The 22,827-nt window shown below is 63.8% G+C and carries 17 protein-coding genes; all 17 read right to left on the bottom strand.

Annotated elements, in window-relative coordinates; all coding sequences use genetic code 11:
• Window positions 1-12: 12 nt before the first annotated feature.
• The 17 genes from AC1D0N_RS13685 to AC1D0N_RS13605 all read right to left on the bottom strand — a co-directional run bounded on the left by AC1D0N_RS13685 (window position 13) and on the right by AC1D0N_RS13605 (window position 22,822).
• Entirely contained in the window at window positions 13-705 is a 693-nt protein-coding gene (locus AC1D0N_RS13685) for a DUF2461 domain-containing protein (RefSeq protein WP_477244642.1), read from the bottom strand.
• Window positions 705-2,909, bottom strand: a complete 2,205-nt coding sequence (gene ligA / locus AC1D0N_RS13680; RefSeq protein WP_477244640.1) for an NAD-dependent DNA ligase LigA — start codon at window positions 2,907-2,909, stop codon at window positions 705-707. Before ligA ends, AC1D0N_RS13685 begins: the two co-directional genes overlap by 1 nt.
• Window positions 2,910-3,192: 283 nt before the next feature.
• Entirely contained in the window at window positions 3,193-4,866 is a 1,674-nt protein-coding gene (recN, locus tag AC1D0N_RS13675; RefSeq protein WP_477244638.1) for a DNA repair protein RecN, read from the bottom strand.
• A gap of 280 nt (window positions 4,867-5,146) precedes the next feature.
• The gene (locus tag AC1D0N_RS13670) at window positions 5,147-6,016 is read right to left on the bottom strand and encodes an outer membrane protein assembly factor BamD (RefSeq protein ID WP_477244636.1); all 870 of its coding nucleotides are present in this window, start codon (window positions 6,014-6,016) and stop codon (window positions 5,147-5,149) included.
• Between the two features lie 207 nt (window positions 6,017-6,223).
• Window positions 6,224-7,171: a UDP-3-O-acyl-N-acetylglucosamine deacetylase gene (gene lpxC / locus AC1D0N_RS13665; protein ID WP_477244634.1), complete on the bottom strand. Its 948-nt coding sequence runs from the start codon at window positions 7,169-7,171 to the stop codon at window positions 6,224-6,226.
• Between the two features lie 276 nt (window positions 7,172-7,447).
• Window positions 7,448-9,103 (bottom strand): cell division protein FtsZ, encoded by a 1,656-nt coding sequence (ftsZ, locus tag AC1D0N_RS13660; protein ID WP_477244632.1) that lies wholly within the window; start codon window positions 9,101-9,103, stop codon window positions 7,448-7,450.
• A gap of 68 nt (window positions 9,104-9,171) precedes the next feature.
• Window positions 9,172-10,479, bottom strand: coding sequence for a cell division protein FtsA (ftsA, locus tag AC1D0N_RS13655; RefSeq protein WP_477244631.1), 1,308 nt, complete (start codon window positions 10,477-10,479; stop codon window positions 9,172-9,174).
• Window positions 10,476-11,414: a cell division protein FtsQ/DivIB gene (locus AC1D0N_RS13650; protein WP_477244629.1), complete on the bottom strand. Its 939-nt coding sequence runs from the start codon at window positions 11,412-11,414 to the stop codon at window positions 10,476-10,478. The genes ftsA and AC1D0N_RS13650 overlap by 4 nt, the downstream gene beginning before the upstream one ends.
• Entirely contained in the window at window positions 11,402-12,328 is a 927-nt protein-coding gene (locus tag AC1D0N_RS13645) for a D-alanine--D-alanine ligase (RefSeq protein WP_477244627.1), read from the bottom strand. The genes AC1D0N_RS13650 and AC1D0N_RS13645 overlap by 13 nt, the downstream gene beginning before the upstream one ends.
• Before the next feature lie 446 nt (window positions 12,329-12,774).
• Entirely contained in the window at window positions 12,775-13,740 is a 966-nt protein-coding gene (murB, locus tag AC1D0N_RS13640; RefSeq protein WP_477244625.1) for a UDP-N-acetylmuramate dehydrogenase, read from the bottom strand.
• On the bottom strand, window positions 13,737-15,143 hold the full coding sequence (murC, locus tag AC1D0N_RS13635) for a UDP-N-acetylmuramate--L-alanine ligase (RefSeq protein WP_477244623.1): 1,407 nt from the start codon (window positions 15,141-15,143) through the stop codon (window positions 13,737-13,739). Before murC ends, murB begins: the two co-directional genes overlap by 4 nt.
• Complete coding sequence (murG, locus tag AC1D0N_RS13630; protein ID WP_477244622.1) at window positions 15,140-16,267, bottom strand: undecaprenyldiphospho-muramoylpentapeptide beta-N-acetylglucosaminyltransferase; 1,128 nt, start codon at window positions 16,265-16,267, stop codon at window positions 15,140-15,142. Before murG ends, murC begins: the two co-directional genes overlap by 4 nt.
• Window position 16,268: 1 nt before the next feature.
• Window positions 16,269-17,420 carry a putative lipid II flippase FtsW gene (ftsW, locus tag AC1D0N_RS13625; protein ID WP_477244620.1) on the bottom strand — a complete coding sequence of 384 codons (1,152 nt, stop codon included), beginning with the start codon at window positions 17,418-17,420 and terminating at the stop codon, window positions 16,269-16,271.
• Window positions 17,420-18,820 (bottom strand): UDP-N-acetylmuramoyl-L-alanine--D-glutamate ligase, encoded by a 1,401-nt coding sequence (gene murD, locus AC1D0N_RS13620; RefSeq protein ID WP_477244618.1) that lies wholly within the window; start codon window positions 18,818-18,820, stop codon window positions 17,420-17,422. Before murD ends, ftsW begins: the two co-directional genes overlap by 1 nt.
• Window positions 18,821-18,828: 8 nt before the next feature.
• Window positions 18,829-19,911 (bottom strand): phospho-N-acetylmuramoyl-pentapeptide-transferase, encoded by a 1,083-nt coding sequence (mraY, locus tag AC1D0N_RS13615; protein WP_477244616.1) that lies wholly within the window; start codon window positions 19,909-19,911, stop codon window positions 18,829-18,831.
• A 26-nt stretch (window positions 19,912-19,937) separates the two neighbouring features.
• Window positions 19,938-21,371: a UDP-N-acetylmuramoylalanyl-D-glutamyl-2,6-diaminopimelate--D-alanyl-D-alanine ligase gene (locus tag AC1D0N_RS13610; RefSeq protein WP_477244614.1), complete on the bottom strand. Its 1,434-nt coding sequence runs from the start codon at window positions 21,369-21,371 to the stop codon at window positions 19,938-19,940.
• Window positions 21,368-22,822 carry a UDP-N-acetylmuramoyl-L-alanyl-D-glutamate--2,6-diaminopimelate ligase gene (locus AC1D0N_RS13605; protein WP_477244612.1) on the bottom strand — a complete coding sequence of 485 codons (1,455 nt, stop codon included), beginning with the start codon at window positions 22,820-22,822 and terminating at the stop codon, window positions 21,368-21,370. Before AC1D0N_RS13605 ends, AC1D0N_RS13610 begins: the two co-directional genes overlap by 4 nt.
• Between the last annotated feature and the right edge of the window lie 5 nt (window positions 22,823-22,827).

Below are 22,827 nucleotides of genomic sequence, written 5' to 3'. Positions count from 1 at the left end.
GGCGGGCGGAAACTAAATGCCCGACACCTTGCCCTGGATCGCCCTGCCCCAATCGAGCAGCGGCCTGGCGCGCAAGGTGAAATCGACGAGTTCATCGACGAGTGCAGCGGTATGAATTCCCGCCGGATCGATCGCATGGCGGACGGCGAAATGGCGGTTGCGAATGGCAGCCACAAGATCAGCCTCGGTGACATGCTCGAAGCCGCGCGGCGTGCGCTTCATGCAGTCTTCGGTGTCGAGCTCCAGACCGTTTTTCTTCAGCGCCGCAAGCAGGGCGCGGAATTCGGCGGGCCGGGTCGCGATGGCCTTGCGCATCGCCAGCAGCAGCTCCGGGCTCGGCTGCCACCAGGCAATGCCGGCAAAGCAGCGCTCAAGCCCGATGTGGACGAAGAACACGCCTTGTTCCATCTTGGTGCCGTCGGGCGACAGGATCGCGGACAGATGCCGGTTGTAGGGCCGCTTGTCCTTGGCGAAACGCACATCGCGGTTGATGCGGAACAGCGACTTCTTGCGGTCGCCGCGCAGGCCGAGGCCCGCCGCTGAGAAGCGCTCTGTCAGCGTCTCGACCAGATCGCCGAAGGGGTCGCGCAATTCGCGTTCGAAGAGGTCGCGGTTCTCCAGGAACCACTCCCGGCTTTGATGAAAATCCAGCGCCTTCAGAAAAGGGATGGCTTTTGGACCGAAGCCGTTGAACGCGCCGGCCATCACGCCTTGCCGACCCGTTGCAACCAAGTGTCCTCGTCGATGACTTCGACACCGAGTTCACCGGCAAGCTTCAATTTGGAGCCTGCACCAGGGCCGGCCACCAGCAGATCGGTCTTCGCGGAAACCGAGCCCGCCACCTTGGCGCCGAGCCGTTCGGCCATCGCCTTGGCTTCGGAGCGTGTCATCTTTTCCAAGGAGCCGGTGAAGACGATGGTCTTGCCGGCAACCTCACTGTCCGCCGAGACCGTGACGATATACGGCTTCGGCTTGACCTGCGCGAGCAGCGCGTCAAGCACGTCGTCATTGCGCTCATTGCCGAAGAAATCGCGCAGCGCGTCGATTACCGTGTCGCCAATGCCGTTGACCGATGGGAAAACGCTGTGCGGGTCGGCGGCTGCCGCTGTGTCCTTGCCGACGCGCATCAACTCCTCGATGGTCGAGAAGGTCCGGGCAAGCACGGCGGCCGTCGTTTCGCCGATATGGCGGATGCCGAGCGCGAAGATGAAGCGGTCGAGTTCCGGCTCGCGGCGCGAATCGATCGCAGCGAAGAGCTTGTCGAGGCCTTCGTAATTGCGGTCCTCGACACTGCGCACATTCTTGCGCGTCTTGCCCGATGCGGCCTCGCGCTGCCTGGCCTGCTCCTCGCGCCGCTCGGCCAGCGCCTTGGTGACGGCCGGACGGCGGTCCCTGAGCGTGAAGATATCGGCGGCCGTCTTGATCAATCCGGCGTTGAAGAACGTATCGATGTTCTCGGCGCCCAGGCCCTCGATATCCATGGCGCCGCGTGACACGAAGTGGCGCAATTTTTCCACGGCCTGCGCGGCGCAGATCAGTTCGCCGGTGCAGCGTCGACGCGAATCTTCCTTACCGGTCTTCTCGTTGATCTCACGCGTCGCCGGCGAGCCGCAGACCGGACAAATGTGCGGGAATTCGTACGGCACGGCATCGGCCGGACGCTTGTCGATGACGACGCTGACGATCTGCGGAATGACGTCGCCTGCCCGCTGGATCACCACCGTGTCGCCGATGCGCACGTCGATGCCGTCTCGGATCGGTTGGCCGGTGCTGTCGAGGCCCTTGATGTAGTCCTCATTGTGCAGCGTCACGTTTTCAACCACGACGCCGCCAACCGTGACTGGCGCCAGCCGTGCAACCGGCGCCAGCGTGCCGGTGCGGCCGACCTGGATGTCGATCTTCTGCACGGTCGTCGACGCCTGTTCGGCCGGAAATTTGTGGGCGATGGCCCAGCGCGGTTCGCCGGTGACGAAACCCCATCTGCGCTGCAATTCCAGCTGGTCGACCTTGTAGACGACGCCGTCGATGTCATAGCCAAGCGATGAGCGCTGAGCCTCGATGAGGCGGTACTGCGCGACCAAATCCTCGACCGACCTCGCCCGCACCATCAGCGGGCTGATCTGGAATCCCCAATCCCTGAATTTCTGCACGGATTCGTACTGGGTCGGCGCCGGATCTTCTGTCGTGTAGCCCCAGGCATAGGCGAAGAACCTGAGATTGCGGCTGGCGGTGACCGAGGCATCCTTCTGGCGCAGCGAGCCGGCAGCCGTGTTGCGCGGATTGACATAGTCCTGGCCGCCAACCGCCGCCGAGCGCGCCTTCAGCGCCTCGAACTCCGCATAGGTCATGTAGACCTCGCCGCGTATCTCGATCGTCTCGGGCCAGCCCGAGCCCTTCAGCTTCGCCGGGATGTCGGCGATCGTCTTGAGGTTGGCGGTGATGTCTTCACCGACAGCGCCGTCGCCGCGGGTTGCGCCCTGCACGAACACGCCGCGTTCATAGCGCAGCGACGCCGACAGCCCGTCGATCTTCGGCTCAGCCGTGAAGGCGATGTCGAGATCCTTGTCGCGGTCGAAAAACCGCCGGCCGCGCTCGAGGAAATCGGTGACGTCCTCGTCGGTATAGGCCTTGGCGAGGCTGAGCATCGGCACCGCATGGCGCACCTTGGCAAAGCCTTCCGCCGGCGCAGCACCAACGCGGCGCGACGGCGAGTCCTCGCGCACCAGATCGGGGAAGCGCTCTTCGATGGCAAGGTTGCGCCGCCGCAGCGCGTCGTATTCGGCGTCGGTGATCGTCGGCGCATCCTCGGCATGATAGCGGCGATCATGGCCGGCGATTTCCTCGGCCAGCCGCTGGAGCTCATCCGCGGCTTCGCTTTCGCTCAACGATTCGACTGGTTTTTCAGACATGCGCTGCGATCCTCGAATTCTAGCGAGCCACTATAAATCAGGTTTTGCCGCGAGGGAGATAGCCTGTGGAAAAATCATTCCTGAACAGCAGGATGCAGCCATCTGCTGACTCAGATTCCACGCATGGAGAATCCAGCACCCAGGATGTGTCGAGATTCAGGTCAGGCCGAGTCGAGAATGGCGGCTTCCGAGAACCGGAGCGGAGCGTACTTGAAGTACGTGAGCACCGGAAGCGCAGGAAGCCGCCCTTCGCAGACCGGCCTCACCTGAATATCGGCACAGCCTAGGCTGCAGCAATGTTCTCGCGCAACAGCCGCTCGGCTGCCGCACGGGCCTCGTCGGTGATGGTGGCTCCGGCCAGCATGCGGGCGATCTCTTCCTGCCGCGCCGCGCGGTCCATCTCGGCAATGCCGGTGGCGACCCGGTCGCTGCCGCCGGATTTGGAGATCAGGAAATGCGTTGCCGCGCGCGCTGCGACTTGTGGTGCATGTGTGACCGACAGCACCTGCACGCGCTTCGACAGCCGCGCCAGCCGCTGGCCGATCGCGTCGGCAACGGCGCCGCCCACCCCGGTGTCGATTTCGTCGAAGACCAGGGTTGGTGCCGAGCCGCGGTCGGCAAGCGCCACCTTCAGCGCCAGAAGGAAGCGCGAAAGCTCGCCGCCGGACGCCACCTTCATCATCGGCCCGGGCCGTGTGCCGGGATTGGTGCGCACCCAGAACTCGACCTGGTCGATGCCCTCTTCCATGCGGTTGTCGACGTCGCTCGTCATCTCGACAATGAATTCGGCCCGTTCGAGCTTCAACGCCGGCAGTTCGGCCATCACCGCCTTGGTCAGTCCGACCGCCGACGCATGGCGAAGCGACGACAATTGTGCGGCGGAAATATCGTAGGCCTCGCGCGCTGCAGCGGCCTGCTTTTCCAGCGCGTGCAGGCGCTCCTCGCCGGCGTCGAGATCGGCAAGGTCGGCGACCATCGTGTCGCGCAGTTGCGCCAGATCGTCGACCGCCACTGCGTGTTTGCGCGAGGCGGCGCGCAACGAAAACAGCCGCTCTTCGGCCTTCTCCAGCCGTTGCGGATCATATTCGGTGGCGCGAAGGGCTGCTTCAACGCCCGACTGCGCCGCATCGAGCGACAGCATCGCCTCGTCGAGCGATTTGACGACGTCCTCGAGCAAGCCGGGCGCCTCGGTCACCTTGCGCTGCAGCCTTCTCAATAGGCTGGCCAGTTGCGGCAAAGGCGAGGACGGCCCCGAGAGCACATCCTGCGCATCGTGGATTTCCGAGGCGATCTTTTCCACCCGCATCATCGAGGCGCGCAGTTCGGCAAGGTCGCTCTCTTCGCCGGGCTGCGGATCGAGTTTGGTCAATTCGGCGACCGCGGCGCGCAGATAGTCCGCCTCGCGCGCTGCCGCCTCGACCTTTGCCCGGTGACGCGTAAATTCCTGCTCGCAGCCGCGCCAGTAGCGCCACGCTTCGCCGGTCGCGCGCACGGCGCCGAGATGACCGCCAAAACTGTCCAAAAGTTCGCGATGCGCGCCTGGATCGACCAGCGCGCGCTCGTCATGCTGGCCGTGGATCTCGACCAGCGCACGGCCGACGTCGCGCATCAGCGTAACGCTGGACGGCTGGTCGTTGACGAAGACGCGCGTGCGGCCGTCCGCCGTCTGCACGCGGCGCAAAATGATGTCGCCATCGTCCTCTATGGCGTTGTCGACCAGCAGCATGCGGGCGGGATGGTTGCGCGGCACGTCGAAGACGGCGATGACCTGGCCCTGCGCCGCGCCATGGCGCACCAGCGAGGCGTCGCCACGCGCGCCAAGCGCCAACGACAAGGCATCAAGCAGGATGGATTTGCCGGCGCCGGTTTCGCCGGTCAGCACCGAAAGGCCGGGCTGGAAGTCGATATCCAGCTTCTCGATCAGGACGATATCGCGGATCGACAGTCTGGAAAGCATCAGAACCCGGACCTATTGCCTGTCGCCCAAAAGTGGACCCGGTGTTGGGACAACGAGATGCACAGAAACAAAATGCGGCGCGCGATCCGTTGGAATCGCAGCGCCGCACTATCTTTTTGTTTTAGCATCGGATCAATCCGAAAAAGCGCTGAACACGCTTCGGACCAATCTTCCCAGCAGGTTCCGCAAAAGTGTCCTGCGGTTTTTGCGACAAGAACCTGCGACAAACAAAGAAAACCAAGCAGACGGCGCTGGCGAAGCCCGCGAGGTCTGCTTGGCGTCAAGCGCCGGTGATCAGCTTCCCAGCCTTGGATATCCACGATCCGGCATTCTCGCGCGGCGCAAGCCCATTGCTCTGCAGGAGCTTGTAGGAATCCTTGTACCATGGGCTATCGGGATAGTTGGTGCCAAGCACTGCGGCGGCCGTCTGGGCTTCAGAGGTCAGGCCCATCGCATAATAGCTTTCGGTAAGACGCGCGAGCGCCTCCTCGACATGGCGCGTGTTGGAATAGTTTTCCACCACATTACGGAACCGCTTGACGGCGGCGATGTACTCGCGGCGTTCGAGATAATAGCGACCGATCTGCATCTCCTTGCCGGCCAGCTGGTCGGTGGCAAAACGGATCTTCTCCTTGGCGTCGTCGACATATTCCGACGTCGGCCAGCGTGTCACCAGATCCTGCATTGTCTGCACGGTCTGGCGCGCTTCCTTCTGGTCCTGGGTAACGTCCTTGATCTGCCGGTAGTAGCTCAACCCGATAATGTACTGGGCGTAAGCCGCATCATCGGTCGACGGATAAAGCGTCAGATAACGCTTGGCCGCGCTGATCGCCTCGTCATAGCTGCCCTGCCGATAGTCGGCAAAGGCGCCCATCACCATCGATTTGCGGGCGAATTCCGAATAGGGATGCTGGCGGTCGACCGCATCGAACTTGCGGCTCGCCTCTTGCAGACGCCCGGCGTTCAGATTGGCGAGACCCTGATTGTAGAGAACGTCGGCCGGCTCCGTCTGGTCGACATAGGTCGACAGATCGACATCTTTCTCGGACGACATGCAGGCCGACAGGAAGAGCGATGGAACAACCACCGAAAGCGCCAGGAAAACAGCCCGATGCGGCGCTTTCAATTGACCAACTCGCTTGAAGAACATGATTGGATTCCGCCCTTTCGGCGTCATTTTTCAGTCGACGGCAGCAGCCATAAACCATAATCGCCTTGCCCGGCAACGCTATCTCCGGCCAATCGCACATTTTTGTGGCGGTTTGACGTTACCTCAAAAGCAATATGATTTCACCCATTGGTGATGCATTCATGCAACACCGATCGGTCGCAACAAAAGCCTGAAAATCGTTAAAAATCAGATCACCCAGGGCGCAAAGACAGGCCCGGTGACGGCGATCATCTCGGCGGTGCGGCCGCGCTCGCGGCGTGTCGTCTCGACGACCTCGAATGCCGAACGGTCGGACAGCAGGCGCCTGAGCGCCGCAGCGTTCATTCTGTGGCCGCCGCGATAGGAACGGAAGCAGCCGATGAAGCGGGCGCCGGCCAACGCCAAATCGCCCATGGCGTCCATCGTCTTGTGACGAGCGAACTCATTGGGATAGCGCAGGCCGCCAATGTTGATCACCCGGTTGTCGTCGCCGATCACCAGCGAGTTTTCCAGCGAGGAGCCGAGCGCATAGCCGGCCGCCCACAGGCGCTCGACGTCCTTCATGAAACCGAAGGTACGGGCCCGCGCAATATCGCGGCGGAAAATGTCGGGGTTGATGTCGGATGCAAAGAGCTGGCGGCCGATCGCCGGGCTTTCGAAATCGATCTCGATCTCGAAGCGCGTCCCGCTATAGGGCCTGAATTCCGCCCAGGAGGCGCCGTTCTCGATGCGAACCGGCTTGACCACCCTGATGTAGCGGCGCTTGACCGGCAGCGTCTCGATGCCGGCCTGGTCTATGGCCTCCACGAACGCCACGGCACTGCCGTCGAGGATCGGAACCTCGCGGCCATCGATCTCGATGATGATATTGTCGATGCCAAGCCCGAACAGCGTCGCCATCAGATGTTCGACGGTGGCGATATGCTCACCCGAGGGATCGCCGAGCATGGTGCACAGGTCAGTGGCGCCGACTTCGGAAACGAGTGCGCGAAACTCACGGCCCTCGCCGCCATTCGAAAGCTGGAAGACGACACCCGTATCGGGGTCTGCCGGCAGAAAATTGACGGTAACGGGCTTGCCGCTGTGAACGCCGATACCCGTCAGCGTCGCACGCGATTTAAGTGTCGTCTGATAGTCTTGCAAGACAAACCCCATAGCCCAAACTGCCTACGGCCGCTTCATCAGCCCCAAGGGCTCGCGGCTCTTGATCTACGGCAGGCTGGGCCAACTCCCCGAATCCCGGCACACCGAACCTAGTCGAGCGAAGATAGTGGTCCGGTAGAAAGTCTCCAAATCACGGTTTCTTACTCTCTGTAACCGCCACCAGAATGCCAGCGGTTCGGTAAGCCGCTGTTTTACAATCATTTTAAGCGTTAACAGGCAAACAGTGTCCTGCTTGCCTGTTAACAATTGTTACGGACCGTTAACAGGTCAATTGGCCTGACGGCGCAGGAATGCCGGGATCTCCAGCTGATCGTCTTCCTGCATTGTCCTGGTCTGCGGCGCAAGGCGGCCCTGATCGTCCAACTGACCGCGGCGCGGTGCGTAGAGCTGCGGGTCCTGACTGGCAAGGCGGCGCATTTCGGGTGCCGCCTGACGCAGTTTCGGTTCACGCGGCTGTGCCGGCTGCAACCGGGCAGGCTCCTCTTCGCGCCGCGTCAGGCCGTTGGTCAGCCGCTTGAGCAGCCCCATCGGTCCGCTGTTCTCGTGGTCGGCCGGACGGCTCTTAGCTTCCACCTCAGCCTTCACCACCGGCGGAAAATCCTCGACGCGCGGCATGCGCTGGGGTGCCGCGGCAACCGGCTGCGGCATTTCACGCTGCGGCGCCGGCTGCATGACCTGCTGGACCATCGGCTGCGGTTGGGCCGGCGGCGCCTGGAAGATCTTGCTCTGCGGCCGGAAGTCGTCGGCCTGGGCAACCGGCACTGGGCGAGCCTGCGCCATCGCCGCTGCATTGGCCTCGGCAAGCTGGATGGCCTCGGCGACCGGGTCGGCCGCGCGCGGCTCATAGATCGCCTGCTGGACGGGCGGACGGCTGTCCGTGACCGGCACAGCCGGGCGGGCGGCCGGCTTCTGCGGCGCCGTGCGAATGGAGATCGGCGCGGAAGCGATGTCAGCCGCCGATTTGTCGATGCCGGTGGCGACCACCGAAACCCGGATCACGCCTTCGAGTTCTTCGTCGAACGTAGCGCCGAGAATGATGTTGGCGTCCTGATCGACCTCTTCGCGGATGCGCGTTGCGGCTTCGTCGACCTCGAACAGGGTCAGGTCGCGGCCACCGGTGATCGAGATCAGCAGGCCCTTGGCGCCCTTCATCGAGGTCTCGTCGAGCAGCGGGTTGGCGATCGCGGCCTCGGCGGCAGCCATCGCACGGCCCTCGCCCGAAGCTTCGCCGGTGCCCATCATCGCCTTGCCCATCTCGCGCATGACCGAACGGACGTCGGCGAAGTCGAGGTTGATCAGGCCTTCCTTGACCATCAGGTCGGTGATGCAGGCGACCCCGGAATAGAGCACCTGGTCGGCCATGGCGAAGGCATCGGCGAAGGTGGTCTTGTCATTGGCCAGCCGGAACAGGTTCTGGTTGGGGATGACGATCAGCGTATCGACGCATTTTTGCAGCTCCTCGATGCCGAGGTCTGCCGTCTTCATGCGGCGCTGGCCTTCGAAATGGAACGGCTTGGTGACGACGCCGACGGTGAGGATGCCCTTTTCGCGAGCAGCGCGGGCAACGACCGGAGCTGCACCCGTGCCGGTGCCGCCGCCCATGCCGGCGGTGACGAAGCACATATGGGTGTTGGAGAGATGATCGATGATCTCGTCGATGCATTCCTCGGCCGCCGCGCGCCCGACTTCAGGCTGCGACCCGGCGCCGAGGCCCTCGGTGACATGCGCGCCGAGCTGGATCAGCCGATCGGCCTTCGACATGGTCAGTGCCTGCGCGTCGGTGTTGGCGACGACGAACTCGACACCGCGCAAGCCGGCGGTGATCATGTTGTTGACGGCGTTGCCGCCACCGCCGCCGACACCGAACACGGTGATGCGTGGCTTGAGCTCGGTGATGTCCGGCTTTTGCAGATTGATGGTCATTGTCTCCGTCCTTTGCCTTTCCCGCCGCTTCGCCGCCGCGGCCGCCTATGGGGCTGTCCCCGTCAATTTTAGAAACTGTCTCTCAACCACTGACTCATTCGATGCAGTTTTCCGCCCGTACCAGTCATCCTGAGGCCGGAAATTCCTTTCGCAGGGCGGCTCTCGAAGCTCGCCATCTGCGGATAGATCAGAAGCCCGACCGGGGTCGAGAAAGCCGGCCCTTTGGCGGCTTCGGGCAGGCCTGCCACGCCGAGCGGGCGGCCGATGCGTACATTGCGTCCCAGAATGCGGCGCGCCGCCTCCGGCAGGCCGGCAAGCTGGCTGGCGCCGCCAGTGAGCACGACGCGCTTGCCGACGGCATTGCCATAGCCCGACTTGTTCAGCCGGTCGCGCAACAGTTCCAGCGTCTCGTCGATGCGGGCGCGGATGATGCGCGTCATCACCGAACGCGGTATTTGCAACGGCACGTCGCCATCCTCGCCGATCGGCTGGATCGAAACCAGGTCGCGGTCATCGGCACTGCCGGGCAGCGCCGAGCCGTGCATCACTTTCAGCCGCTCGGCGGCATCGAGAGAGGTCGACAGGCCCTTGGCCATGTCCAGCGTCACGTGATTGCCGCCGATGGCAATGGCGTCGGCATGAACGAACTTGCCTTCCGAAAACACCGAGATCGTCGTGGTGCCGCCACCCATGTCGATGCAGGCCGCGCCCATTTCGAGTTCGTCGTCGACCAGTGCTGCAAGCCCGCTGGCATAGGGCGTCGCCACCATGCGCTCGACCGACAGATGCGAGCGGTTGATGCAGAGCTCCAGATTGCGCAAGGGGGCCGCGTCACCGGTCAGCACATGCATGTCGACGCCAAGCTGGTCGCCGACCATGCCGCGCGGATCGCGCACGCCGCGCTCGGCATCCAGCGAAAAACCGACGGGAAGCGAATGGATCACCTCGCGCTCGGTCCTCAGCGCCTGCTTGGCGCCGGCGGCGAGCACGCGCTTGATGTCGGCCTCGTCGGCCTCGTGGCCGCCAAGGTTGATGGTGGCCGAAAAGGTTTCGCTCTTCAGCCGGCCGGCCGTCATGTTGACGATGAGCGAATCGACCGTCAGCCCCGCCATGCGCTCGGCAGCGTCGACGGCAAGGCGGATGGCGTGCTCGGCCCGGTCGAGATCGACGACGACCCCCGACTTCACGCCTTGCGATTTCTGGTGGCCGATGCCGATCACCTGGACGCGGTGCGAACGGCCGCGAAGCAGATTGCCGTCATCGCGCGGCTTGAGCTTTGCCACCATGCAGCAAACCTTGCTCGAGCCGACGTCCAGCACCGTTAGCGTGCCGGACCGGCGCGAGGAGGCATCGCTGTTGCCGCCAAGCCAGCTCATATCTTCGTCTCCGGCTTGCGCTTCAGGCTTTGCGGTTTTTCGTTGAGCGCGGCTTCACGCTGCGTCGCCGCTTCCGGCGTCAACTCGACGACCAGGCGGTCGGACAGGCGCATATCGACGGCGGCGATGTCGCGCGTCAGAAGCCCGTTGTCGTGGTCCATCCTGACGAGATCGGCGATCGCCTGATCTTCGTCATCCTCGGGAAGCTTGACCGTGATGCCGTTTTCCAGCTTCAGGTCCCAACGCCGTTCGCCGATGCGGATGTAGCCTTTGACCCGCGCCGCAAGCTCGGGATATTTTTTGATCTTGGCCAGAAAGTCCGGCGCCTTCGCCGGCGCGCCGGTGCCGATGATCAGCGGCAGCAATGCCTGCTTGCCACCCGAGAACGGCGCAATCACGGCGCCGGACCGTTCGATGACGGAGAGATCACTGCCTTGCTGCCAGAGCGCGAACGGCTCGCGCTCCTCGACGCGCACCTCCAGCGTGTGCGGATAGACCTTGCGCACCGCTGCAACCTCGACCCAGGGCAGCGTGCCAATGCGCTCGCGTGCGGCCTCTGCGTCAAAACCGATCAACGACGTCCAGCCGTCAAGTTCCAGCCTGTCAAGAATGTCGATCTCGGATGTTTCGCGATTGCCGACCACCTTGATCTGGTCGACGGCAAAACCGGTGCGGGCAGTGATGCTCTGGACGATCTCGTCAGTATCGCCCGAGAGATAGGCGCCGTAAGCGCAACTGGAGGCGATCAGCACGGCCGACATGATGGTGGCACAGAAACGCGGCGCCTGGACTTCACCGCCGCCCAGGCGCGCCAGCACCCGCACCGGCCGACGAAGCAGGCGCGGCAGCACGAAATGGTCGAGCGACAACGGCATGCCGAACAGCGTCGGCCCGGCCGCGCCTGTCTTGCCCTGTCCCCACTTCAACGCAGACACGAAGCGTCCTCCACCATCCAACTCAACAAATCGCCGAACGAGTGTCCCGCTTGCGCGGCGATTTCCGGCACCAAAGACGTCGGCGTCATACCTGGCTGGGTGTTGACCTCGAGCCAGACAACCTCGCCGTTTTCGGAGTGACGGTCATCGTAACGGAAGTCCGACCGGGAAACGCCCCGGCAGCCGATAGCTAGGTGAGCCTTGAGCGCCAGTGTCTGTATTTTTTGGTAAATATTCGGTGAAATTTTTGCCGGGCATTCGTGTTTTGATCCGCCCGCGACGTATTTTGAATCATAGTCGTAGAAGGAATGACCGGTCGGGATGATTTCGCAGACGCCAAGCGCCACATCGCCCATCACAGCGCAGGTCAGCTCGCGTCCATGGACGTAGCGCTCGACCATGACGGTGTCGCCATACTTCCATTCGGACGAGCCGATGACCTGCGGCGGATGCGACTGGCCTTCATGCACGATGACGACGCCGAAGCTCGACCCCTCATTGACCGGCTTGACCACATAGGGCGGCTTCATCGGATGCTTGTTCTGGATGGCGAAGCGATTGGCCACCTTCGATTCCGCTATCGGAACGCCGGCAGCCTTGGCGATCTTCTTGGCCTGCTCCTTGTTCATGGCAAGCGCCGAAGCGAGCACGCCGGAATGGGTGTAGGGAATGGCGAGATATTCGAGGATGCCCTGAATGGTGCCGTCCTCGCCGAAAGGACCGTGCAGCGCGTTGAAAACAGCATCAGGCTTGAGTTCGGCAAGCACAGATCCGACGTCGCGCGAAACATCGACGCGGGTGACCTGGTAGCCTTCAGTCTCGAGCGCATCGGCACACGCCTTCCCCGAGGACAGAGACACGGGCCGCTCGGACGAGAATCCTCCCAGCAGAACAGCCACATGCTTACTTTTCATTTCCCGTCATCCCCTAATACGGCGGGCCCGCAACACTGTTTTCGCGACATTGAGTCCGAGTCTTCCGGCAGGTTGCCCCCCAGACGGAAAACGCGAGTAACGCGTCGCAACGACTCAAATCAGGAAACGCTTGAGGGCAGAGAATCAGAGAGTTGATTCGCTGGCAAGTGCTTACGATTCCGAGAGATTCACTTTCCGTGAAAACGACCGCGAAAAGCGCGTTGTTGAGTCTTTGCTGCAACGGTCGCGCGGGTATTTCAGGGGGCTTGAAGTTAAAGCATTACGCGAACTTCAGCTTGCGCTAAGGTGCATTGAGATTCAGGTCAGGCCGAGCCGAAAGCGATGGCTTTCGAGAACCGGAGCGGAGCGGACGTTCGGGTCCGTGAGCACCGGAAGCACAAAAAGCCGTCGTTTGCAGGCCGGCATCACCTGAATATCAATGCGGCTTAAAGCAACTGTCCGAGAAACTCCTGCACCTCATGGCCAGGCCGGAAGTTGCCGATGCGCTTGATCTCCCACTGCAGCCGGATGCCGGATTTTTCGAGCACCCGGGCGCGCACCGTCTCGCCCAGATATTCGAGGTCGTAGCCGGTCGCGGTTCCAGTGTTGATCATGAAGTTGCAGTGCATCGGCGACATCTGCGCGCCGCCGATCATCAGCCCGCGACAGCCGGCCTTGTCGATCTCTTTCCAGGCCGACGTCCCTTCCGGATTCTTGAAGGTCGAGCCGCCGGTCTTCTCGCGGATCGGCTGCACCGTTTCCCGGTGGTTCTGCACGGCGTCCATCGCCGCCTTGATCGCCGCCTTGTCTTCCGGTGCACCTTCGAACACGGCCGACGTGAAGATCAGCCCGGACGGTGCCGCCGAGTGGCGGTAGGCGTAGCCCATGTCGGCATTGCTCAGCGTATGAAAACTGCCCTTGCGGTCGAGCGCCCGCACCTCGACGACGCGCTCGCGGGTCTCGACGCCATTGGCGCCGGCGTTCATCCGCAGCGCGCCACCGATGGCGCCAGGAATGCCATGGTAGAAATGAAAGCCGCCAATGCCCGCCTCATAGGCAAGTGCGGCGACGCGCTTGTCGGGTGTTGCAGCGCCAGCCTTGATCGTGGTCGGTCCGACGATTTCGGCTTCGCCAAAGCCTTTGGCCGAAAGCCGGATGACGAAACCCGGTATGCCGCCGTCGCGCACCAGAAGGTTCGAGCCGACGCCGACGATGGTCAGTGGAATGTTTTCGGGAACCGCCTTCAGGAACGCCGCGAGATCGTCCTCGTCGGCGGGCTGGAACAAGGCTTCCGCAAGCCCGCCGGCGCGGAACCAGGTGATCTTGTCCATCTCGGCATTCGGCGTGATGCGGCCGCGCAGACCGGCAAGCCGGTCGCCAAGTCCGTCGATCAAGGCCTGGCCGCGCATCATGAGACGGTTCCGCCAAGGTCCTTGGGCAGCGCATAGGCCCATTGGGTGATGTTGCCGGCGCCGAGGAAGACGACGAAATCGCCGGGCTGGGCCAGATCGCGGATAACCGGCGCGATCGCAGCGGAGCCTTCGATGTAGCGCGCGTCGCGATGGCCGCCGGAGCGGATGCGCGACACCAGCGCCTCGGAGGTCACCCCGTCGATCGGCTCCTCGCCGGCCGCATAGACCGGCGCCACCATCACCGTGTCGGCATCATTGAAGCAGACGGAAAACTCGTCGAACAGATCATGCAGCCGGGTGAAGCGGTGCGGCTGGGCAATGGCGATGACGCGGCCGTCCGTGGCGCTGCGCGCCGCCTTCAGCACCGCCGTGATCTCGACCGGATGATGACCATAATCGTCGAACACCTCGACGCCGTTCCACGAACCTGTGTGCGTAAAGCGCCGCTTGACGCCGGCAAAGGACGACAGGCCCTTCTTGATCGCCTCGGGCGACAGGCCAAGCTCATGCGCGACCGCGATCGCCGCCGTCGCGTTGGAGACGTTGTGGCGGCCGGGCATTGGCAGGCGCAGGCCGGCGATCGCAATCTGGCCACGGCCCTTGCGGTCGCGGATCACCACGTCGAATTCCGAGATGGCACCCGCCATGCGGTGGTTGGTGAAGCGCACATCGGCCTGCGCGTTCTCGCCATAGGTGATGACGCGGCGATCCTCGATGCGGCTGACCAGCGCCTGTACCTCCGGATGATCGGTGCACATCACGCCGAAGCCGTAGAACGGCACGTTCTCAACGAACTGACGAAACGCCTCTCGCACCTTGTCGAAACTGCCATAGTGATCGAGATGCTCGGGGTCGATGTTGGTGACGACCGCAATCTCGGCCGGCAGCTTCAGGAAAGTGCCGTCGCTCTCATCGGCCTCGACCACCATCCATTCGCCGTCGCCCATGCGGGCATTGGTGCCGTAGGCATTGATGATGCCGCCATTGATCACCGTCGGGTCGAGCCCGCCGGCTTCCAGCAGCGTCGCCACCATTGAGGTCGTCGTCGTCTTGCCATGCGTGCCGCCGATGGCGACAGCCTGACGGAAGCGCATCAATTCGGCCAGCATTTCGGCGCGGCGCACGATCGGCAGCAGCTTTTCACGCGCTGCCTTCAGTTCCGGATTGGATTTCTTGATCGCGGTCGACACGACCACCACTTCGGCTTCACCGATGTTCTCGGCCTTGTGGCCGACGAAGCACTCGATGCCCTTGTCGCGCAGCCGCTGCACATTGGCGCTGTCGGCCTGGTCGGAGCCTTGCACCTTGTAGCCGAGATTGTGCAGCACCTCGGCGATGCCGCTCATGCCGATGCCGCCAATGCCTATGAAATGCACAAGGCCGATCGTCTGCGGCATCTTCATGCGTGCGTCCCCTTCCTGAATTCCGAAACGGTTTTCCTGGACGCAATAGCCTCTGTCAGATCGGCGAGCAACCGCGCCGCGTCCGGTTTTCCAGCCGATCTGGCTGCCGCCGCCATGGCAGCCAGCCGGGCCGGTTCCTGCATCAACCCGCCGATCAAGGCAGCGATACGCTCGGGCGACAGCGTCGACTGCGGATGCACTTCCGCCCCGCCTGCCGCGGCAAGCGCCGCGGCATTCGCCGCTTGGTCATGATCGAGCGCATGCGGGTACGGCACCAGCAGCGCCGGCCGGCCAATGACGGCGATTTCCGACACGGTGGACGCACCCGAGCGCGACATCACCAGCTGCGCTGCCGCCATGCGCGCCGCCATGTCGGTGAAGAACGGCGACACTTGCACGTCGACGCCAAGCGCCGCATAGGCCGTCTTCACCCGCCCCACATCGTCGGCGCGGGCCTGTTGGGTAATCACCAGCCGCTTGCGCAGCGCTTCCGGCAGCAGCGCAATAGCCGCCGGCACTGCGTCGGAAAAGAACTGCGCGCCCTGGCTGCCGCCGAACACCAGCAGCCGGAACGGCTCTTCTCCGGCCGATGCCGCGTAGGGCATCTTTGCCGCTTCCATGACTTGCGGCCGGACCGGATTGCCCGTCGTCACCGTCTTGGCGCCTGCCGCACTTGCATCTTCCGGCAGGAAGCCGCCGGCGATCGCATCGACACGACCCGCCAGTGCCCGGTTGGCCCGGCCCATCACCGCGTTCTGCTCGTGGATCAGCGTCGGCACTTTGCGCCTTGTCGCCGCATAGAGCGGCGGCAGCGTCGGATAGCCGCCGAAACCGACAACGGCGTCGGGCTTGATCCTGCCGATGATGGCTGAGGCCTGCCGCACCCCACGCCAGATCTTCCAGAAGGCGGCGAGCACCGCCACCGGGTTCTTCGAACCCATAGTCGCCGACTGGATCGGATGGACGGCTGCCGCCGGGAAATGGCCGGCAAAGCGCTCGGCGCGGTCATCGGTGGCCAGATGTACCTTCCAGCCGCGCTCGTTCAGCTCGTGTGCCAGCGCCTCGGCCGGGAAGAGATGCCCGCCCGTGCCGCCAGCCGCCAGAAGGATCACACCCCTCGACATCTCACTCCGCCGGCATGGCGCGTTGCGACAGGGCAAAGCCCATCTGCTTGCGCTTTTCCGGCCGCCTGCGCGTCAGCGCCAGCACCATGCCCATCGAGATGGCGATGGCGATCTGCGACGAGCCGCCATAGGAGATGAACGGCAGCGTCATGCCCTTGGCCGGCATCAGCTGTAAATTGACGGCCATGTTGATGACCGACTGCAGGCCGAAGACGGTGACCAGGCCGCCGACGGCATAGCGGGTGAAATCGTCCTGCTCCTTCAGTGCGGTGCTCAGGCCGCGCAGCACGATGAAGGCGAAGATCGACATGATGAAGAAGCACATGATCAGTCCGAATTCCTCGCCGGCGACCGAAAAGACGAAGTCGGCGTGGCTGTCCGGGATGACCCGCTTGACCGTGCCCTCGCCCGGTCCGACGCCGAACCAGCCGCCATTGATCAGCGCCTCGCGGCCCATGTCGACCTGGAACGTGTCGCCTTCGCCGGTGACGAACTTGTCGATGCGGGCAGCGACGTGCGGAAACACCGAATAGGCGGCGAAGACGCCGCCGAGGCCGGCGGCGCCCAGCGCTATGATCCACATCCATGGCAGACCGGCCATGAAGAACATGACGCCCCAGGTGCCGAGCACCAGCATGGTCTGGCCGAGATCGGGCTGCGCCACCAAGAGCGAGATGACCAGGGCCAACAGCAGCATGGCAAACAGGTTGCCCGGAATATCGGGCTGGCGCTTGTGTTCGGCAAACAGCCAGGCGCACATGATGACGAAGGCAGGTTTCAGGAATTCGGAGGGCTGGATCGACAGACCTGCCAACGACACCCAGCGCCGCGCGCCTTTCACCTCGACGCCGACATAGAGAACCACCACCATCAGCACGAGCATGATGCACAGCATGACCAGCGCCATGCGCCGGATCTGCCGGGATTCGAGGAAGGAGACGGCGAGCATCACGCCGAGTGCCGGCACGGTGAAGATGATCTGCCTGGTGGCGAAGTGGAAGCTGTCGAGGCCGATGCGTTCGGCCACCGCCGGGCTCGCCGCGAAGGACAGCACGATGCCGAGCCCCATCAGCGACAGGAACGCCGCCAGGAACCAGCGATCGATCGTCCACCACCAGGTCGCTACCGGACTTTTGTCGAGACGGCTTTGCATTATCGTGCCCCTCCGATGGGTTTCACGCCCTCGATAGCATTCGCAGCTTGCCTGAAGGCTTCGCCGCGCACTTCGAAATTCTTGAACTGGTCGAAACTGGCGCAGGCGGGCGACAGCAGCACCACCACCTCGCCGCTGTCGTCATTTGCCGCATCACGCGCCGCGTGCTCGACCGCGGCGGCAAGCGTGCCCGATATTTCATAGGGCACCGCTTCGCCCAGCGTCGCCGAGAAAGCAGGCGCCGCCTCGCCGATCAGATAGGCCCTGGCGATGCGCGGGAAGAAGCCGCGCAGTGGCTCGATGCCGCCCTCCTTGGGCAGGCCGCCGGCGATCCAGTAGATGCGCGGAAAGCTCGACAGGGCCGGTGCCGCCGCATCGGCATTGGTCGCCTTGGAATCGTTGATGAACAGCACATGGTCCTTGCGGCCGACCTGCTCCATCCGGTGCGCCAGTCCGGGAAAGCTCTCCAATCCGGCCTGGATCTCGCCGAGATCCAGCCCGACCTTGAGGCAGGCGGCGACGGCGGCCAGCGCGTTTTGCGCATTGTGCTGGCCGCGCAGCGAGCCGATGCCTTCGAGAAAGGCAACGCGGCTGTAGCGGCCGTGCACGGCCTCCATCAGATTGGAGCCGTCGGCGAAGTAGCCGTCGGTCAGCGGCAGACGCTTGGAAATGCGGATCACCTGCTTGCCCGCCCGCTCCAGCCGGTCGGCGATCTGGGCGCACCAGGAATCGTCGATGCCGACGATGGCCGTTTCGCTGCCGGCCACCAGCCGCTCCTTGATCGCGGCGTAGTGCTGCATGGTGCCGTGCCGGTCGAGATGGTCGGGCGTCAGATTGAGCAGGATGCCGGCCGTCGGGTTGATCGAGGGCGCGAGATCGATCTGGTAGGAGGAGCACTCCACCACATAGTGCCGATCAGGCTGCGGCGGATCGAGCGTCATGATGGCACGGCCGATATTGCCGCCCATCTGCGTGTCGCGCCCGGCCGATTTCAGGATATGCGCGGTCAGCGCCGTGGTCGTCGACTTGCCGTTGGTGCCGGTGATGGCGACGAAGGGTGCTGTCGGCGCGCGGGCAATCCGTTCGCGGCAGAACAGCTCGATGTCGCCGATCACCTCGACGCCGGCGCCACGCGCCAACTCGACCGTCCAGTGCGGCTTCGGATGCGTCAGCGGCACGCCCGGCGAAAGCACGAAGGCCGAGAACCCCGCCCAGTCGGCGCCGCGCAGGTCGGCGGTAACGATGCCGAGCGCCGCCGCCTTGCCGACGCTGTCGGGATTGTCGTCCCAGGCAAGAACATCCGCCCCACCCTCGATCAGCGCGCGCGCGGTGGCGATCCCCGAGCCGCCAAGCCCGAAGAGCGAAACACGCTTGCCTGCGAAGGATGCGGCGGGGATCAAGCGGGCTCCTATCTCAGCTTGAGGGTCGACAGGCCGACCAGTGCCAGGATCACGGCGATGATCCAGAAGCGGATCACCACCTGGCTTTCGGTCCAGCCGAGCTTTTCGAAATGATGGTGGATCGGCGCCATCAGGAACACGCGCTTGCCGGTCATCTTGAAGTAGCCGACCTGGATGATGACCGACAGGATTTCCACGACAAACAATCCGCCGACGATGACCAGAACGATCTCGTGCTTGGTCGCCACCGCGACCGTGCCGATCAGCCCGCCCATCGCCAGCGAACCGGTGTCGCCCATGAAGATCGCGGCAGGTGGTGCATTGAACCACAGGAAGCCGAGGCCGGCGCCGATCACCGCGCCAAGCACGACCGCCAGTTCGCCGGTGCCGGGCACGAAATGGATCTGCAGATACTCGGCGAACACCGCATTGCCGGAGAGGTAGGCGATGACGCCGAAGGATGCCGCGGCAATCATGATCGGCACGATCGCCAGCCCGTCGAGACCATCGGTCAGGTTCACCGCATTGCCGGCGCCGACGATGACGAAGCACGAGAACGGAACGAAGAACCAGCCGAGATTGACGATGAATTCCTTGGCGAAGGGAAAGGTCAGCGACGACGAGAACGGCGCCTGGCCATTGTGCATGATCACCCAGGCGGCAATGCCGGCGATGACGAATTCCAGCGCCAGCCGTGCCTTGCCGGAAAAGCCGAGATGCGACTGCTTCGTCACCTTGAGATAGTCGTCGTAGAAACCGATCGAGCCGAAACCCAACGTCACCAGCAGCACCACCCAGACATAGATGCTGGAAAGGTTCGCCCACAACAGCGACGAGCCGACGATGCCGCACAGGATCATCAGCCCGCCCATGGTCGGCGTACCGGCCTTCTTGAAGTGGGTTTGCGGCCCGTCGGCACGGATCGGCTGGCCCTTGCCTTGCCGCAGCCTGAGCGAATTGATGATGGTCGGTCCAAAAATGAAGACGATCAGCGCAGAGGTGATGAGCGCCCCGCCGGTGCGGAAGGTGATGTAGCGGAAGACGTTGAAGACAGAGACCTTGTCCGCAAAATCAACGAGCAATGTAAACATGCTATTCCGTCCCCCGGACCCGACCCCTAGGTCTGTTTGCTGGTTGTGGCTTCCGCCGGAAATTTGCCGAGCAGCGCGTCGACCAGCTTTGAAAAACCGATGCCCTTCGACGATTTGATCATGACCACGTCGCCAGCTTTCAATGCCGACAGCAGCACCGGCTTCAGATCCTCGGCGCCGGCGCGATACTCGGTCTTGATGTCGTTAGGCAAGATGTCGGCCAGCGCCTGCATTTCCGGGCCGCCGAGAAAGACGGTGCGCGTCTCGGTGCCGACGATGAGGTCGGCCAGCGCTGCATGCAGCTTTGCCGAATGGTCGCCGAGCTCCAGCATGTCGCCGAGCACTGCGATGCGCCGGCCCTCGCCCGATACCGGCGTCGCATTGAGCAGCGCCATCGCCGCATCCATCGACGCCGGATTGGCATTGTAGCTCTCGTCGATCAGCGTGATCGGCCCCTTTGGGTGGCGCAGCACATGGCGCTTGCCACGGCCGCGTTCCGCCGACAGATCGGCGAGCGCCAAGGCCACCTTGGCAAGGTCGGCGCCAACCAGATGCGCCGCACCCAGCACCGCCAGCACATTCTGCACCATGTGGCGGCCGGGCGCGCCGATGCTGGCGGCAACCTCGTGGCCATCGATCCTCACCATGATGTCGGAATGATCGGCATGCAGCACGCATTTGGTGAGCTTGTAGGTCGAGCGCGCATTCTCGCCGAAGCCGAAGACATGCTCGACGCCGGCAGCGCGCGCCATCTTGTCCAGCAGCTTCCAGCGCGCATCGTCACGATTGAGCAACGCTGCGCCGCCGGGCTCGATGCCTTCGAAAATCTCGGCCTTGGCCTTGGCGATCTCGTCGAGATTTTTGAAGAAGCCGAGATGGGCTGCCGCGATCAGCGTGACGATGGCGACATGCGGCCGGACCATCTTGACCAGCGGCCGGATTTCGCCCGGATGGTTCATGCCAATCTCGAACACGGCATAGTCGCAATCGTCAGGCATCCGCGCCAGTGTCAGCGGCACGCCCCAGTGGTTGTTGAACGACTGTGCTGACGCATGGACTTTGCCAACGGCGGACAGCACATGGCGCAGCGCTTCCTTGGTGGTCGTCTTGCCGGCGGAGCCTGTCACGGCGATGATTTTGGCGTTCGAACGCGCGCGCGCCGCGACGCCGAGCTTTTCCAGTGCCGCCAGCACATCCTCCACGACGATCATCGGCGCCGTCAGCCGGCCGAGCGACGGCAACTTGCCTTCGGCCACGACCAGCACGCCGGCGCCGGCCTTGATTGCCGAGGTCGCGAAATCATGGCCATCCATCGCCTCGCCCTTGATGGCGAAGAAGGCATCGCCCGGCTGCAGGCTGCGGCTGTCGATCGAAATGCCCGAAATGCCTTCCGGCATCGGGCCGAGCGGCCGTCCATCCATGGCGGCGACCAGCGCATCGGCGGTCCACAGGAAACTCATGCGGCACGCTCCCGCAGCGCCGCGCGCACTTCCTCATGATCGGAGAAATGAAACGTCTCGGCGCCTATGGTCTGGCCTTCCTCGTGGCCCTTGCCGGCCACGATCAGCGTGTCGCCGGCGTGGAGCATGGCCACCGCTTCGTGGATCGCCTTGCGCCGGTCGCCGATCTCGACGGCGCCGGGCGCGGCAGCGAGGATCGCAGCGCGGATCGTTTCCGGCACTTCCGAGCGCGGATTGTCGTCGGTGACGATGACGACATCGGCAAGCCGGGTGGCGATCTCGCCCATGATCGGCCTTTTGCCGCGGTCGCGGTCGCCACCGCAGCCGAACACGACGATGACGCGGCCGGTGGTGAACGGTCGCACCGAGGCGAGCACATTTTCCAGCGCATCCGGCTTGTGCGCGTAGTCGACGTAGACCGGCGCGCCATTGGCCGTGGTGCCGACAAGGTCGAGCCGACCCGGAGCACCCTTCAGTTTTTCCAATGCCATCAAGGCCTTGGCGGCAGGTGTTCCAGTCGAAATGGCGAGACCAGCCGAAACCAGCGCATTGGAGATCTGGAAATCGCCGGCCAGCGGCAGGTCGACCTCGTACAAAATGCCATCGGCTTCGACCTCGGCACGCTGGCGGTGGCGCTCGTGCTCGACCCGCTTCAGCCGCAGGAAATCGCCGTGCCGGCCGACCGTCAGCACGGTCAGGCCCGCCGCGCGTGCCGCACGCACCGTCGGCTCCGACCACGGGTCGTCGGCGAAGATCACGGCCGGCGCCCCTTTGGGCAGCAGCGTATCGAACAGCCGCAGTTTGGCGCGATGATAGTCCTCGACCGTCGGATGATAGTCCATGTGGTCACGGCCGAGATTGGTGAACCCGCCGGCGGCGAGCTTCACCCCGTCGAGGCGGCGCTGGTCGAGACCATGGCTGGAGGCTTCCATCGAGGCGTGGGTGACGCCGGCATCGGCCAATTCGCTCAGCAACTGGTGTAAGGCTATCGGGTCGGGCGTGGTCAGCGAGCCATACTCGTTGCGGCCCGGCGCCACCACGCCGGTGGTGCCGATCGAAGCCGCGGCAAAGCCGGCCTGCTCCCATATCTGCCTGGTGAAGGCGGCGACCGAGGTCTTGCCGCTGGTACCGGTCACCGCGACCATGGTTTGCGGTTGCCGACCAAAGAAGCGGGCAGCGCTCAATGCCAGTGCAAGGCGTGGATCATCGACCGAAAGAACCGGAACCGGCAGGCCGGCAACGGCACTGCCCGTGCCCGCCACAATGGCCACAGCACCCCGTCTGGCGGCATCGGCCGCGTAGGCCACCCCATCCGCCTTGGTTCCCGCGAGCGCGAAAAAGACCACGCCCGGTCTTGCCTGGCGCGAATCCGACGTAATCCCGGTAACCTCCATGTCGGGGGAAGCTGTTCCCTCGATAGGCAGGATACCGGCTAGATCTTTCAGCTGCATCGAGT

It is taken from the genome of Mesorhizobium sp. P2_E10 (genome assembly GCF_056404235.1).
Note: the sequence above shows the minus strand (reverse complement) of the source record. Positions and strands in the feature narration are given on the sequence as shown.

Coding starts and splice junctions, on each gene's coding strand:
- AC1D0N_RS13685 (WP_477244642.1), bottom strand. CDS start 705: ATGGCCGGCGCGTTCAACGGCTTCGGTCCAAAAGCCATCCCTTTTCTG.
- ligA (WP_477244640.1), bottom strand. CDS start 2,909: ATGTCTGAAAAACCAGTCGAATCGTTGAGCGAAAGCGAAGCCGCGGAT.
- recN (WP_477244638.1), bottom strand. CDS start 4,866: ATGCTTTCCAGACTGTCGATCCGCGATATCGTCCTGATCGAGAAGCTG.
- AC1D0N_RS13670 (WP_477244636.1), bottom strand. CDS start 6,016: ATGTTCTTCAAGCGAGTTGGTCAATTGAAAGCGCCGCATCGGGCTGTT.
- lpxC (WP_477244634.1), bottom strand. CDS start 7,171: ATGGGGTTTGTCTTGCAAGACTATCAGACGACACTTAAATCGCGTGCG.
- ftsZ (WP_477244632.1), bottom strand. CDS start 9,103: ATGACCATCAATCTGCAAAAGCCGGACATCACCGAGCTCAAGCCACGC.
- ftsA (WP_477244631.1), bottom strand. CDS start 10,479: ATGAGCTGGCTTGGCGGCAACAGCGATGCCTCCTCGCGCCGGTCCGGC.
- AC1D0N_RS13645 (WP_477244627.1), bottom strand. CDS start 12,328: ATGAAAAGTAAGCATGTGGCTGTTCTGCTGGGAGGATTCTCGTCCGAG.
- murB (WP_477244625.1), bottom strand. CDS start 13,740: ATGATGCGCGGCCAGGCCTTGATCGACGGACTTGGCGACCGGCTTGCC.
- murC (WP_477244623.1), bottom strand. CDS start 15,143: ATGAAGATGCCGCAGACGATCGGCCTTGTGCATTTCATAGGCATTGGC.
- murG (WP_477244622.1), bottom strand. CDS start 16,267: ATGTCGAGGGGTGTGATCCTTCTGGCGGCTGGCGGCACGGGCGGGCAT.
- ftsW (WP_477244620.1), bottom strand. CDS start 17,420: ATGCAAAGCCGTCTCGACAAAAGTCCGGTAGCGACCTGGTGGTGGACG.
- mraY (WP_477244616.1), bottom strand. CDS start 19,911: ATGTTTACATTGCTCGTTGATTTTGCGGACAAGGTCTCTGTCTTCAAC.
- AC1D0N_RS13610 (WP_477244614.1), bottom strand. CDS start 21,371: ATGAGTTTCCTGTGGACCGCCGATGCGCTGGTCGCCGCCATGGATGGA.
- AC1D0N_RS13605 (WP_477244612.1), bottom strand. CDS start 22,822: ATGCAGCTGAAAGATCTAGCCGGTATCCTGCCTATCGAGGGAACAGCT.